This is a genomic window from Kitasatospora sp. NPDC059812 (assembly GCF_042732075.1).
In the GTDB taxonomy this organism is placed as follows: Bacteria; Actinomycetota; Actinomycetes; order Streptomycetales; family Streptomycetaceae; genus Kitasatospora.
Window position 1 is genome coordinate 13074 of sequence record NZ_JBHWIO010000008.1, and the last position, 13644, is coordinate 26717.

General features: G+C 71.4%; 14 protein-coding genes. 7 read left to right on the forward strand and 7 right to left on the reverse strand.

Annotated features, from left to right (window positions below; all coding sequences use genetic code 11):
• The first annotated feature begins 20 nt into the window (after window positions 1-20).
• Complete coding sequence (locus ACFV6D_RS06305) at window positions 21-1100, forward strand: hypothetical protein (RefSeq protein WP_159398423.1); 1080 nt, start codon at window positions 21-23, stop codon at window positions 1098-1100.
• Window positions 1101-1182: 82 nt separating this feature from the next.
• Here ACFV6D_RS06305 and ACFV6D_RS06310 read toward each other — a convergent pair whose 3' ends face one another.
• Window positions 1183-2565, reverse strand: a complete 1383-nt coding sequence (locus ACFV6D_RS06310; RefSeq protein WP_063347506.1) for a glycine--tRNA ligase — start codon at window positions 2563-2565, stop codon at window positions 1183-1185.
• Between the two features lie 191 nt (window positions 2566-2756).
• Between ACFV6D_RS06310 and ACFV6D_RS06315 the strand changes: the two genes are divergently transcribed.
• The 4 genes from ACFV6D_RS06315 to ACFV6D_RS06330 are packed head-to-tail and all read left to right on the forward strand — an operon-like array spanning window position 2757 to window position 5967.
• Window positions 2757-3749 (forward strand): metal ABC transporter substrate-binding protein, encoded by a 993-nt coding sequence (locus tag ACFV6D_RS06315; protein WP_380558713.1) that lies wholly within the window; start codon window positions 2757-2759, stop codon window positions 3747-3749.
• 15 nt (window positions 3750-3764) lie between these two features.
• Complete coding sequence (locus ACFV6D_RS06320; protein ID WP_063347507.1) at window positions 3765-4529, forward strand: metal ABC transporter ATP-binding protein; 765 nt, start codon at window positions 3765-3767, stop codon at window positions 4527-4529.
• Window positions 4526-5521, forward strand: coding sequence for a metal ABC transporter permease (locus ACFV6D_RS06325; protein WP_208869069.1), 996 nt, complete (start codon window positions 4526-4528; stop codon window positions 5519-5521). The genes ACFV6D_RS06320 and ACFV6D_RS06325 overlap by 4 nt, the downstream gene beginning before the upstream one ends.
• A gap of 35 nt (window positions 5522-5556) precedes the next feature.
• Window positions 5557-5967: a Fur family transcriptional regulator gene (locus ACFV6D_RS06330; RefSeq protein WP_063347508.1), complete on the forward strand. Its 411-nt coding sequence runs from the start codon at window positions 5557-5559 to the stop codon at window positions 5965-5967.
• Window positions 5968-6045: 78 nt separating this feature from the next.
• Here ACFV6D_RS06330 and ACFV6D_RS06335 read toward each other — a convergent pair whose 3' ends face one another.
• The 4 genes from ACFV6D_RS06335 to leuA form a co-directional block, all read right to left on the reverse strand.
• A complete protein-coding gene (locus ACFV6D_RS06335) occupies window positions 6046-6885 on the reverse strand; it encodes an isoprenyl transferase (protein ID WP_380490349.1) in 840 nt (279 codons plus the stop codon).
• Window positions 6886-6889: 4 nt separating this feature from the next.
• Window positions 6890-7636: a DNA repair protein RecO gene (gene recO / locus ACFV6D_RS06340; RefSeq protein WP_063347510.1), complete on the reverse strand. Its 747-nt coding sequence runs from the start codon at window positions 7634-7636 to the stop codon at window positions 6890-6892.
• A 231-nt stretch (window positions 7637-7867) separates the two neighbouring features.
• The gene (locus tag ACFV6D_RS06345) at window positions 7868-8410 is read right to left on the reverse strand and encodes a TerB family tellurite resistance protein (RefSeq protein ID WP_244293348.1); all 543 of its coding nucleotides are present in this window, start codon (window positions 8408-8410) and stop codon (window positions 7868-7870) included.
• 360 nt (window positions 8411-8770) lie between these two features.
• Window positions 8771-10567 (reverse strand): 2-isopropylmalate synthase, encoded by a 1797-nt coding sequence (gene leuA, locus ACFV6D_RS06350; RefSeq protein WP_380490351.1) that lies wholly within the window; start codon window positions 10565-10567, stop codon window positions 8771-8773.
• A 330-nt stretch (window positions 10568-10897) separates the two neighbouring features.
• Here leuA and ACFV6D_RS06355 point away from each other — a divergent pair, with 330 nt between their 5' ends.
• Together ACFV6D_RS06355 and ACFV6D_RS06360 are read left to right on the forward strand one after the other, a co-directional pair.
• Window positions 10898-11920: a M4 family metallopeptidase gene (locus ACFV6D_RS06355; RefSeq protein ID WP_380558716.1), complete on the forward strand. Its 1023-nt coding sequence runs from the start codon at window positions 10898-10900 to the stop codon at window positions 11918-11920.
• Window positions 11921-12081: 161 nt separating this feature from the next.
• Window positions 12082-12348: a protealysin inhibitor emfourin gene (locus ACFV6D_RS06360; RefSeq protein ID WP_063351090.1), complete on the forward strand. Its 267-nt coding sequence runs from the start codon at window positions 12082-12084 to the stop codon at window positions 12346-12348.
• 76 nt (window positions 12349-12424) lie between these two features.
• On the opposite strand, the gene era is transcribed toward ACFV6D_RS06360, so the two are convergent.
• Both era and ACFV6D_RS06370 read right to left on the reverse strand, forming a co-directional pair.
• Window positions 12425-13354 (reverse strand): GTPase Era, encoded by a 930-nt coding sequence (gene era / locus ACFV6D_RS06365; protein WP_063347514.1) that lies wholly within the window; start codon window positions 13352-13354, stop codon window positions 12425-12427.
• 59 nt (window positions 13355-13413) lie between these two features.
• Window positions 13414-13572, reverse strand: coding sequence for a hypothetical protein (locus tag ACFV6D_RS06370; RefSeq protein WP_159398424.1), 159 nt, complete (start codon window positions 13570-13572; stop codon window positions 13414-13416).
• Between the last annotated feature and the right edge of the window lie 72 nt (window positions 13573-13644).

Genomic DNA, 13644 nt, shown 5'->3' on the forward strand with positions numbered 1-13644 from the left:
ATGGACGGGGTGGGGCGATCATGCGCATGCGGCCGACGGCACAATCCGCGGGCCAGGACCCGGAGGGCGAGCAGCAGGCGTACGAACTCCGGGCGGAACTGGACGAGTTACTCCGCGCGAGCCGCTACGCGAGCCAGCGGGAGCGGCGGTTGAACGAGGCGATCCGGGCCGCGCCGGGCCGCCAGCGGCCGGACGGGGACCTGCTGCGGCAGCTGGCGCAGGCGCGCACGCTGCGCGAGGGCCTGGGCGCCCGCTGCCTCCAACTGAGCGATCGGCTGGAGGCGTTGGAGAACCGGCTGAGGAGCCGACCGCCGGAGCCGCAACCGGCCCAGGCCCCGCCGCCCCAGGCCCGGCCCGCCCGCCCCGACATCGGCGCCCTCGCCGAGCGGGTGGCGGCCCTGCACCGTGCCGGCGCCTTCGCCGAGGCGACGGAGCTGCTGTCCCGGGCGGCCACCGGCCTCGATCCGGCGGACGCCGCGCTGCTGGTCGGCATGCTCTCCCGGCGCGGTCCGACGGGCGCGTCCCTGCACCTGGCCAGGAGCGCCGCGCAGTGCGCCCCCGAGCAGGCGGTGGCGATGCTGGCGGAGTTGCGCGAGCTGGGGCTGGCGGAGGAGGCGGCGGAGCTGTTCCACGCCTTCTGGGGCTATCCGGCGTCGGCACTGCCCGCCCTGCTGGCCGCGCTGGAGCGGGCCGGGCAGGGCGCGGACGGCGCGACGCTGCTGTGGGAGTGGGGTTCGGCGCCGACGCCGGAGTTGACGGCGCTGGCGACCGGCCTCCGCCGTACGGGCCGGCACGCCGACGTGCGGACGCTGCTGCGCCAGGCGGCCGGCCGGCCGACGGCGGAGCTGGCCGCGCTGGCGACGGAGCTGCCGGCCGAGCTCGCGACCGTCCTGCTGTACGAGCTGGCGGCGCTGCGCCCGCCGGTGGAGCTGGTCAAGCTGGCGGCCGCGCTGGACACCAGCCCGGAGCTGTACGGGCGGCTGCTCGCCGCGCTGCTCGCCGACGGCGCCCGGCACCGGACGACGCTGGCCGCCCTGCGCAGCGCCGGCCTGCCGACCGAACCGGCTGCGGCCCCCCGTTCCCGCTGGGGCAGACGGTAAGCAGAGGGCGGGAACACGCAGGAGCCCCCGCCCGCCCCGGACGGACCGGGGCGAACGAGGGCTCCAGAAGGGCTGAGCGGGCTCAGCAGCCGATCAGTCGCGCACCCAGGTACGCCTTGACCTGGTCGAGCGAGACGCGCTCCTGCGACATGGTGTCGCGGTCGCGGACGGTCACCGCGTTGTCCTCAAGGGTGTCGAAGTCGACGGTGACGCAGAACGGCGTGCCGATCTCGTCCTGGCGGCGGTAGCGCTTGCCGATGGCGCCGGCGTCGTCGAACTCGACGTTCCACGCGGTGCGCAGGTCGGCGGCGAGGCCGCGGGCCTTCGGGGAGAGGTCGGCGTTGCGCGACAGCGGCAGGACGGCGACCTTGACCGGGGCCAGGCGCGGGTCGAGCCGCATGCCGACGCGCTTCTCCATGACGCCCTTGGCGTTGGGCGCCTCGTCCTCGAAGTAGGCGTCGATCAGGAAGGCCAGCATGGCGCGGTTGAGGCCGGCCGCCGGCTCGATGACGTACGGGAAGTACCGCTCGCCGCTCTCCTGGTCGAAGTACTTGAGGTCCTGGCCGGACGCCTCGCTGTGCACCCGCAGGTCGTAGTCGGTGCGGTTGGCGACGCCCTCCAGCTCGGAGTACTCGCTGCCGCCGAAGTTGAAGCGGTACTCGATGTCCACCGTGCGCTTGGCGTAGTGGGAGAGCTTCTCCTTCGGGTGCTCGAAGAAGCGCATGTTCTCGGTGCGCAGGCCGAGGTCGACGTACCAGTCCCAGCGCTGCTGGAGCCAGTACTCGTGCCACTGCTCGTCCTCGCCCGGCTTGACGAAGAACTCCATCTCCATCTGCTCGAACTCGCGGGTGCGGAAGATGAAGTTGCCGGGGGTGATCTCGTTGCGGAAGCTCTTGCCGGTCTGGGCGATGCCGAACGGCGGCTTCTTGCGCGACGTGGTCTGGACGGCCTTGAAGTTGGTGAAGATGCCCTGGGCGGTCTCGGGCCGCAGGAAGGCCAGGCCGCTGGCCTCCTCGGTGACGCCGAGGTGGGTCTTCAGCATGCCCGAGAAGTCCTTGGGCTCGGTGAACTGGCCCTTGGTGCCGCAGTCGGGGCAGTTGACGTCCTTGAGGCCGTTCGGCGGCGGGAAGCCGTGCTTGGCCTCGTACTTCTCCTCCAGGTGGTCGGCCCGGTGGCGCTTGTGGCAGGAGAGGCACTCTGTCAGCGGGTCGTTGAAGGTGGCGACGTGGCCGGAGGCCTCCCACACCTCGCGCGCGAGGATCACCGACGAGTCGAGTCCCACGACGTCCTCACGGGCCTGGACCATCGCGCGCCACCACTGGCGCTTGATGTTCTCCTTGAGTTCGACGCCCAGCGGCCCGTAGTCCCAGGCGGCACGCGTGCCGCCGTAGATCTCGCTGCAGGGGTAGACGAAGCCACGGCGCTTGCTCAGGCTGACGATCGTGTCGATCTTGTCGGCGGCCACAGTGCTCTCTTCAGTACGTACGGCACGGTCAGGGCACGGCTGGTTGCGCGTACCCGAATACCTCAGGTTACCGGCCATACGGGTACGGGGTTCAAATCGGTATCGTCCGGCCCCTCCCAGCCACGGCCACCTGCCGTTCACCCGTCCGAGTGAGTTGACAATCATTTCCAGATAAGATGAGAATGATTGTCATGATGATCGGACGACGTACCCGCAGCTCGATAGCCATCGCCGCCACCGCCCTCACCGCCTCCCTCGTCCTGACCGCCTGCGGTGGCAGCAGCAGCGCCCAGAGCGCCGACGGCAAGCTGAAGGTCGTCGCCTCCTTCTACCCGATGGAGTACCTGGCCCAGCAGATCGGCAAGGACCACGTCGCGGTCACCGACCTCACCGCGGCCGGCGTCGAGCCGCACGACCTGGAGCTCACCGCCAAGCAGGTCGCCACCGTCCAGAAGTCCGACGCGATCATCTACCTCAAGGGCCTGCAGCCCACCGTCGACCAGGCCGTCGGCCAGTCCTCGGCCAAGTACAAGATCGACGCCACCGCCGCCAGCCCGCTGGTCGACCACCACCTCGACGAGGGCACCGAGGCCGACGGCCACCAGCACGACGGCCCGGCCGGCGACCCGCACATCTGGCTCGACCCGACCCGCTACGCGGCGATCGCCAAGAGCGTCGGCGACGGGTTCGCCAAGGCCGACCCGGCCCACGCCGACGACTACCGCAAGAACACCGACGACCTGGTCGGCCGGCTGACCACGCTGGACCAGGAGTTCCGGGACGGCCTGAAGGACGCCAAGTCCAGGACCTTCGTCACCAGCCACGCCGCCTTCGGCTACCTCGCCGACCACTACGGCCTCACCCAGGTCGCCATCAACGGCGTCGACCCCGAGTCCGAGCCCACCCCGGCCCGCCTCGCCGACGTGCAGAAGGCCGCCAAGGACAACGGCGTCACCACGATCTTCTTCGAGACCCTGGTCAGCCCCAAGCTCGCCGACACCGTCGCCAAGGACCTCGGCCTCAAGACCGCCGTGCTGGACCCGCTGGAGGGCGTCAAGGACCCGGGCAAGGAGGACTACCTCTCGGTCATGAAGCAGAACCTGGCCAACCTCCAGACCGCCCTCGGTGCCACCCCCGCCGCGACCGGCACCACTCCCACCGCGACCGGCACCCCCACCAGCTGACGGGACGACAGCACCATGACCCACCCGATACCCCCGGCCGTCCGCCTCCGCGACGCCGTCGCCTCCCGCGGCGGTCGGCCGGTGCTGCGCGGCGTCGACCTCACCGTCCAGCCCGGCGAGGTGGTCGCCCTGCTCGGCGCCAACGGCTCCGGCAAGTCCACCACCGTCAAGGCCGTCATCGGCTCCGTCCCACTGGGGCAGGGCACGCTGGAGCTGTTCGGCATCCCGTACGCCGGCTTCCGCGCCTGGCACCGGATCGGGTACGTCCCGCAGCGCACCACCGCCGCCTCCGGCGTGCCGGCCACCGTGCGCGAAGTGGTCTCCACCGGGCGGCTGCCGCAGCACCGGCTGCTGCCGTTCCGCCGCCGGGACCGCGCGGCGGTGGACCGCGCGCTCGCCGCCGTCGGCATGCTGGAACGGGCCGGGGACGGCGTCGCCGACCTGTCCGGCGGCCAGCAGCAGCGGGTGCTGATCGCCCGCGCCCTGGTCGGCACCCCCGACCTGCTGATCATGGACGAGCCGATGGCCGGCGTGGACGCCGCCAGCCAGCAGGTGCTCGCCGACACCCTGCGCGCCGAGGTCTCCCGCGGCGCCGCCGTCCTCCTCGTGCTGCACGAACTCGGGCCGCTGGAACCGCTGATCGACCGCGCCGTGGTGCTGCGGGACGGCTGCGTCGCACACGACGGCCCGCCCGTGCCCAACACCGGACTGCACGCGCTGCCCGGCCACGACCACGTCCACCCGCACGCCGACCACACCCCGCCGAGGCTGCTGGCATGACCGAGATGCTCTCCTACGACTTCATGCAGCGCGCCCTGCTCGCCGCCGTCCTGGTCGGGATCACCGCCCCGGCCGTCGGCATCTACCTGGTGCAGCGCCGGCAGGCCCTGATGGGCGACGGCATGGGGCACGTCGCGATGACCGGCGTCGGCCTCGGCTTCATCTTCCAGACCAGCCCGGTCTGGATGGCCGTGCTGGTCTGCGTGCTCGGCGCCGTCACGATGGAACTGGTCCGCTCGCGCGGCAACCAGCGCGGCGACATCGCCCTGGCGATGCTCTTCTACGGCGGCATGGCCTGCGGCAAGCTGCTCGTCTCGCTCTCCGCCCAGGCCGGCGCCGGCTCGCTGGAGAGCTACCTGTGGGGCTCCATCCTCACCGTCGCCCCGGCCGACCTGATCACCATCGCGGTGCTCGGCGCGGTGGTCGTCGCGGTCACCGTCGGCCTGCGCCGGCAGCTCTTCGCGATCTGCCAGGACGAGGACTTCGCCCGGGTCACCGGCCTGCCGGTGCGCACGCTCAACCTGCTGCTCGCGGTGATGGCCGCCGTCACCGTCACCGTCGCGATGCGGGTGGTCGGGCTGCTGCTGGTCAGCGCCCTGATGGTGGTCCCGGTGGTCGCCGCCCAGCAGCTCACCCGGTCGTTCGCCGCCACCCAGGCGGCCTCGATCGCGCTCGGCGTGGTGGTCTCGCTGGCCGGCGTCACCGGCTCCTACCACCTCAACGTGCCCTCCGGCCCGGCCATCGTGCTGCTCGCCATCGCGGTGTTCGCGGTGTTCAGCCTGCTCGCCGCGCCGCTCGCCCGGCGGCGCCACCGCAGGGGAGTCGCGGACCCCGGACCGAAGGTCTGCGACGTCGCCCTGCCGGAACCCGTCCCGGGACAATCCCCGGGGCAATCCCCGGATCAGATCCCGGGACAGATCCCGGGGCAACTCCCGGGCCGCGGTTCCTCCGACGCGATCACTCCGGAGCGGGGTGCGGGGCTGGCACAATGAGGTGCGAGACGCCCACCACCCCAGGAGGACCCACGGTGACCACCGCAGGCCCGTCGCCGCGCGCCCGCTCGACCCGGCAACGTGCCGCCGTCTCGGCGGCCCTGGACGAGATCGAGGACTTCCGCAGCGCGCAGGAGCTCCACGACATGCTCAAGCACCGCGGGGACTCCGTCGGTCTGACCACGGTCTACCGCACCCTCCAGTCGCTCGCCGACGCCGGCGAGGTGGACGTGCTGCGCACCGCCGACGGCGAGGCCGTCTACCGCCGGTGCAGCAGCGGACACCACCACCACCTGGTGTGCCGGCACTGCGGCGCCACCGTCGAGGTGGAGGGCCCGGCGGTGGAGCGCTGGGCCAACGCGGTCGCTGCGGAGCACGGGTTCAGCGACATCGCGCACACCCTGGAGATCTTCGGCACCTGCGCGGAGTGCGCCAAGAAGGTCTGACCAGCGGAGCACCGGTACGGCGAAGGGCCCGTGGGAGCGATTCCCACGGGCCCTTCGCCGTACCGCCGCCGTACCGCGTCAGCGCTGGGTGGGCAGGTCCAGCGGCTCGGGCACCTCGTTCGGGATCGCCCCGCCGAAGCGGCGGTCGCGCCTCGCGTACTGCTCGCAGGCGCGCCACAGGTCGCGGCGGTCGAAGTCCGGCCAGAGCACGTCCTGGAACACGAACTCGGCGTACGCGGACTGCCAGAGCAGGAAGTTGGAGGTGCGCTGCTCGCCGCTGGGGCGCAGGAACAGGTCCACGTCCGGCATGTCCGGGTGGTACATGTACTTGGCGAGGGTCTTCTCGTTGACCTTCTTCGGGTCCAGCTTCCCGGCGGCGACGTCGGCCGCGAGGGCCGCCGCGGCGTCCGCGAGCTCGGCCCGGCCACCGTAGTTGACGCACATGTAGAGCGTGACGGCGTCGTTGTCCTTGGTCTGCTCCTCGGCGACCTGGAGCTCCTGGACGACGCTCTTCCACAGCTTGGGCATCCGGCCCGCCCAGCGGACCCGCACGCCCATCGCGTCCATCTCGTCGCGGCGGCGGTGGATGACGTCCCGGTTGAAGTTCATCAGGAACTTCACCTCGTCGGGCGAGCGCTTCCAGTTCTCGGTGGAGAACGCGTACAGCGAGATGTTCTTCACGCCGAGCTCGATCGCGCCCTTGAGGACGTCCAGCACGACGGACTCGCCGACCTTGTGGCCCTCGGTGCGGGGCAGTCCGCGCTCCTTGGCCCAGCGGCCGTTGCCGTCCATCACGATGGCGACGTGTTCGGGGACCAGCTCGCCGGGAATCTTCGGGGGCTTTGCGCCACTGGGGTGCGGGGTCGGGGGGAGGTACTCCCTCTGCTTGCCGCCGCCGAAGAGCCGTCGCGCTGCCATGTGCTCACTTCTCCACGTATCTCATCGAGCGGATGCCCCGCTCCAAATGCCACTGCAGATAGGCCGCGACCAGGCCGCTGCCCTCCCGCCAGTACCTCGGCTCGCAGGAATCGGCCGTCTGCCAGTCCCCTGACAGCAGCGCCCCGAGCAGTACCAGTGTCTCAGGGGAGGGTACGGCACATCCGGGCACTCGGCAGTCCGGGCAGAGGACCCCGCCTGCGGGAAGGGAGAAGAAACGGTTCGGCCCCTCCAGCCCGCATTTGGCGCAGTCCGTGAAGCTCGCGCCGTACCCGTTCACCGCGAGCGAGCGCAGCAGGAAGGCGTCCATCACCAGGTGCGACTCGTGCAGCCCGGCCGCCAGCGTGCGCAGGGCGCCCACCAGCAGCAGGTACTGCTGGACGGCCGGTTCGCCCTCGTTCTCGGCGAACCGCTCGGCCGTCTCCAGCATCGCCGTCCCGGCGGTGTAGCGGCCGTAGTCGGTGACGATCGAACCGCCGTACGGCGCGATCGTCTCCACCTGGGTGCACAGCGGCAACCCACGGCCGATCAGCTCACTCCCCCGGCTGAAGAACTGCACGTCCACGTGCGAGAACGGCTCCAGCCGGGCGCCGAACTTGGACTTGGTCTTGCGCACCCCGCGCGCCACCGCCCGCACCTTGCCGTGGTGCCGGGTCAGCAGGGTGATGATCCGATCGGCCTCGCCGAGCTTCTGCGCCCGCAGCACGACGCCGTCGTCCCGGAAAAGACTCATGGGAACCATTCTCCCCCACGGCGCGCCCCGGCCGCCGACAGCCGTGTTGCCCGCACCGGGTCCGTGGGGGAGGACCGAGCGGTGCGGGTCACGGCGGGCCCGGAGGGGGATTTCGGGCCCGTTTTGTGGGGGATCGGAGATGGCTCGGGGGGTTGCGCGACAGGCCCGGCACTGCGGAGCGGGCCCGGTTCTGCGAAGGATGTCCGGTTACTGCGGAGCAGCGGAGAAGGTCTAGTACGGAGCCCGGGTCGCCGCCTCCAGCAGCGCCCCGACCCGCGACTGCGGTAGATCCAGACAGCGCCCGACCGCGGCCAGCGCCTCGCGCTCCTGCGGCAGGTAGCGCCCGTCGGACAGGGCGATCGCCGCGCCCTGCAGCAGCAGCCGCTCCCGGCCCTGGTGGGCCAGGTGCGGGGCGAGCGGTTCGAGCACCGCGTGCAGTTCCACGGCCAGGCCGCCGGCCATCCCGTGGGCGTCGTAGAGTTCGCCGCCGAGCCCGGACAGCGCGGCGAGCGCGGCCAGCACCTGGGCCTCGCCGCAGTCCTCGAACCCGGCCTCGCGCACCGCCGTGCAGGCCGACTCGCGGGCCGCGCGGTGCGCGGTGCCGCCGGCCGCGAGCAGGGCGAGCGCGATGGTGTACTGCGCGTCCCGCAGCATCGCGCCGAGCCGTACGGAGGTGGGCTGTTCCAGGCTCTCGACGCCGTAGCGGCCGTGGCAGCTGGTGCACTGCACGCTGCCGATCACCGGGCCGAGCGGGGCCACCGGGGTCCCCAGCAACCGCAGCCACCGCCGGCCGTGCTGCCGGCGGTAGTTGCGGTCCCCGCCACAGCCCGGGCAGAAGAAGTCACCGAGAACGTCAGTCCGCCACCGCGGGCGAACACCCCACAACCTGGTCACGGCGCCACTCCCCAGACATGGCAGACGGCCTGCACAACAATGGGCAGGTCACGCGACCGGACACCGAGGCCGTCCCACCGACCCGGCTTTCCGGTGGATCGATGTTGCCATGGTTACCGGCACGTGTCAGTACCTCGAACGGCTTCCGACCCGAAAAAATGTGGCGCAGGACACAACTGGCCCCAGGCGCGGCGAAGGGCCGCCCCGGAGGACGGCCCCGCCACATCTCACTCGTACGAACTACCCGCGCTGTGCCCGGTTGACGGCGCTGATGATCGCCTTCAGCGAGGCCAGCACAGTGTTGGCGTCGATGCCGACGCCCCACAGCACCTTGCCGTCCACCGCGCACTCGACGTACGCGGCGGCCTGGGCGTCGCCGCCCTCGCTCAGCGCGTGCTCGGCGTAGTCCAGGACGCGGACGTCCAGACCGATCCGGGCCAGCGCGTCCGTGAAGGCGGAGACCGGGCCGTTGCCGACACCGGTCAGGGTCACCGGTACCGAGTCCACCAGCGCGCCGGCGATCAGCGCGTCCCGGCCGTCCTCGGTGGTCAGGGTGCGCGAACCGCTCAGCGAGATCCGGCCCCACGGGTTGTCCGGGGTCGGCAGGTACTCGTCCTCGAAGACCCGCCAGATCTCGGCCGGGGTGACCTCGCCGCCCTCGGCGTCGGTCTTGGCCTGGATGATCCGGGAGAACTCGATCTGCATCCGGCGCGGCAGGTCCAGCTTGTGGTCGTTCTTCAGGACGTACGCCACACCGCCCTTGCCGGACTGGCTGTTGACCCGGATGACCGCCTCGTAGGTGCGGCCGACGTCCTTCGGGTCGATCGGCAGGTACGGCACGCCCCAGGTGTGCTCCCCCACCGGGACGCCCACCGCCGCCGCGTCCGCCTCCAGGGCATCGAAGCCCTTCTTGATGGCGTCCTGGTGCGAGCCCGAGAAGGAGGTGTACACCAGGTCGCCGGCGTACGGGTGGCGCGGGTGTACCTCCATCTGGTTGCAGTACTCGGCGGTGCGGCGCACCTCGTCGATGTCGGAGAAGTCGATCTGCGGGTCGATGCCCTGCGAGAACAGGTTCATGCCCAGGGTCACCAGATCGACGTTGCCCGTCCGCTCGCCCTGGCCGAACAGGCAGCCCTCGATGCGGTCCGCGCCCGCCATGTAGGCCAGTTCGGCGGAGGCGACGGCGGTGCCGCGGTCGTTGTGCGGGTGCACCGACAGGCAGACGAACTCGCGGCGCGACAGGTTGCGCGACATCCACTCGAACTGGTCGGCCTGCACGTTCGGGGTGGCCCGCTCGATGGTGGCCGGCAGGTTCAGGATGATCTCGCGGCCCTCGCCCGGCTGCCAGACGTCCATGACCGCCTCGCAGACCTCCAGCGCGAAGTCCAGCTCGGTGTCCACGAAGATCTCCGGCGAGTACTGGTAGCCGAAGACGGTCTCCTCGCCCAGCAGCTTCTCGGCGTACTCCATCACCAGCCGGGTGCCGTCGGTGGCGATCGCCTTGGTGGCGGCCCGGTCGTTGCGGAACACCACCCGGCGGAACAGCGGCGCCGTCGCGTTGTACAGGTGGACCGTCGCGCGCGGGGCGCCGACCAGCGACTCGACGGTCTTCTCGATCAGCTCCTCGCGGGCCTGCGTCAGCACCGAGATGGTGACGTCCTCGGGGATCGCCCCCTCCTCGATCAGCGACCGCACGAAGGCGTGGTCGGTGGCGCCGGAGGACGGGAAGCCGACCTCGATCTCCTTGTAGCCCATCGCGACCAGCAGGTCGAACATCTTGCGCTTGCGGGCCGGGGACATCGGGTCGATCAGCGCCTGGTTGCCGTCCCGCAGGTCGGTGGAGAGCCAGCGCGGCGCCTTGGTGATCACCGTGCTCGGCCAGGTGCGGTCCGGCAGGTCGACGGTGTCGAACGGCAGGTAGCGCCCGTACCGCATGCCGGAGGGCAGCTGGCGCACGGACGCGGCGGTGATCGGGGTGGGACGGTCGACGAAGGCGCGACCGGCGGGGATGGGCGCGGCGGAGCTCTGCTCGGTCATGGAATGACTCTCGGCTTCCTGTGATGCGTGGTGCGGGGGCGGGTCGGGGTGGTCGACACCGACTGGCCGGCAGCTGCCGCTCGCGACCCTCCGTTGGATCGCCGGATGACGCGCACAGCTCGATCCCCGCGGCGAGGGAGCCGGCCCTGTGGACTACAGGCCCTCGACGCGGCAGCTAAGAAGAAGCAGCCCGTTGCGCATGATGGCCCCAGCGTAACCCAGGGCCGCGCGCCCCCGAAGTGATCCGGGCCACCGTTCCACCCCTTGAGACACCGACCGGTCACGCCAAGAGTGGTGACAACCGGTCATCGAGGCCTCACCCTGGGCCACATGACTGCAGCAGTTCCGATCTGCGCGATCGTCCCGCCGTACGTCCTGGACCGCCTCGCCGAGGCCGGTCACGAGCCCGCCGCCCGCTCCCTCCTGCTCGACACCGCGCACCGCGCGGCCCGCCTCGCCCCTCCCCCGCCCGTCAGCACCGGCCCGACCCCCAGCCGGCTGATCGCCGACACCGCCCACAGCCAGCGACTGCCCGGCCGGACCGTCCGCACCGAGGGCCAGGCCCCGGTCACCGACCAGTCCGTCAACCACGCCTACGACGGCCTCGGCGACACCTTCGCCCTGTACGCCACCGTCTTCGGCCGCCGCTCGATCGACAACCGGGGGCTGCGCCTGGACGCCACCGTGCACTACGGCCAGGACTACGACAACGCCTTCTGGAACGGCCACCAGATGGTCTTCGGCGACGGCGACGGCGAGATCTTCGGCGACTTCACCGCCTGCGTCGACGTCATCGGCCACGAACTCACCCACGGTGTCACCCAGTTCACCGCCGGCCTGCAGTACCAGGACCAGCCCGGCGCGCTCAACGAGTCGGTCTCCGACGTCTTCGGCTCGCTGGTCAAGCAGTACGCGCTGCGCCAGGACGCCGCCCACGCCGACTGGCTGATCGGCGCCGGACTGCTCGCCCCCGGCATCCAGGGCGTGGCGCTGCGCTCGATGAAGGCCCCCGGCACCGCCTACGACGACCCCCGGCTCGGCAAGGACCCGCAGCCCGCGCACATGCGGGACTACGTGGACACCACCGACGACAACGGCGGCGTGCACATCAACTCCGGCATCCCCAACCACGCGTTCTACCTGCTGGCCACCGCCCTCGGCGGCCAGGCCTGGGACCGCGCCGGACGGATCTGGTACGACGCCCTGACCGGCCACCAGCTGACCGCCGACGCCGACTTCACCGCCTTCGCCCGGGCCACCGTGGCCGCCGCCAAGGCCCGCTACCCCGACCAGTCCTCGGTCGCGGACACCGTGACGGCCTCCTGGGCGCAGGTGGGCGTCAGCCCCGGCTGAACCCCTCCGGCGGCCCCTCCGGCGGCCCCTCCGGCGGCCACGGTGAAGGCCCCGGCGACGGCCCCGGCCGAGGACCGATTGAGACCAGGTTGAGCCGGGCTTAAGGTCACGGTCCGGGAAAAGACCGGCAAACTCCCTCCCCTGGTAGCACCATGGACACCATGCGTATCCAGGTGACCCGGACCGGCGGCTTCGCGGGGATCGTCCGCCATGCGGAACTCGACACCGTCGACCGCACGGACGCCCCGCACGTCCACGCGCTCGCCCGCGAGGCCGTCGCGGGCGGGCTGCGGGCGCCCTCGTACGGGGTGCCGGACGGCTTCCACTACGAGATCACCGTCGACGGCCGGACGGTCTACTGCGCCGACCCGAAGCTCACCGACTCGCAGCGCGAACTGGTGTCGCTGGTCCTGCGCGAGGGCGCGTAGCCCCACCGGTCCCCGGACACGCCGAAGGCCCGCCCGGTCGATCAGATCCGGGCGGGCCTTCGCTGGGAGCCGGGGCTCAGAAGCCGAGCTTGCGCAGCTGCTTCGGGTCGCGCTGCCAGTCCTTGGCCACCTTGACGTGCAGGTCCAGGAAGACCGGCGTGCCGAGCAGCGCCTCGATGTGCTTGCGGGCGGTGGTACCGACGTGCTTGAGCCGCGCGCCCTTGGCGCCGATGACGATCGCCTTCTGGCTCTGCCGCTCGATGTAGACGTTGGCGTGGATGTCCAGCAGCGGGCGGTCCGCCGGGCGGCCCTCGCGCGGGAGCATCTCCTCGACCACGACGGCCAGCGAGTGCGGCAGCTCGTCCCGGACGCCCTCCAGGGCGGCCTCGCGGATCAGCTCCGCGACCATGATCTGCTCGGGCTCGTCGGTGAGGTCGCCGTCCGGGTAGAGCGGCATGCCCTCCGGCAGCAGCTTGGTGATCAGGTCGCCGACCAGTTCCACCTGCTTGTCGCCGACGGCCGAGACCGGGATGATCTCGGCCCACTCGATGCCCAGTTCCTCACCGAGCTGGTGGATGGCGATCAGCTGCTCGGCGAGCCGCTTGGAGTCGACCAGGTCGGTCTTGGTGACGATGGCGACCTTGGGGGTCTTCTTGACCTCGGCGAGTTCCTTGGCGATGAACTTGTCGCCGGGGCCGAGCTTCTGGTCGGCGGGCAGGCAGAAGCCGATCACGTCGACCTCGGCCCAGGTGCTGCGGACCAGGTCGTTGAGGCGCTCGCCGAGCAGGGTGCGCGGCTTGTGCAGGCCGGGGGTGTCGACCAGGACGAGCTGGGAGTCCGGGCGGTGCACGATGCCGCGCACGGTGTGCCGGGTGGTCTGCGGGCGGTCGGAGGTGATCGCGACCTTCGTCCCCACCAGAGCGTTGGTCAGGGTCGACTTGCCCGCGTTGGGTCGGCCGACGAAGCACGCGAAGCCGGAGCGGTACGAGGAGGAAGGGGCACTCATGGGCTCCATTCTCCCTGATCACCGGAGTCGCGCTGCCCGGGCCCGCCCGCACCGCCCGATCAGCCCTTGCGACCGCCCCGCGAAACCACCGACATCACCACCAACAGGACCAGGAAGGCGACCGAACCCCAGAGCCAGTACGGCGAGCCGGTCTCCTGCCACTTGCCCATCCCCATCACGAACAGCAGCAGCCCGGCGAAGAACGCCACCGCCCCCATGTGCCCAGCCCCCTCACCGAGTTCACTCCCCCGGTGAGACTATCCGCTCGGTTCGGGCAGGTGTTCGCCAGG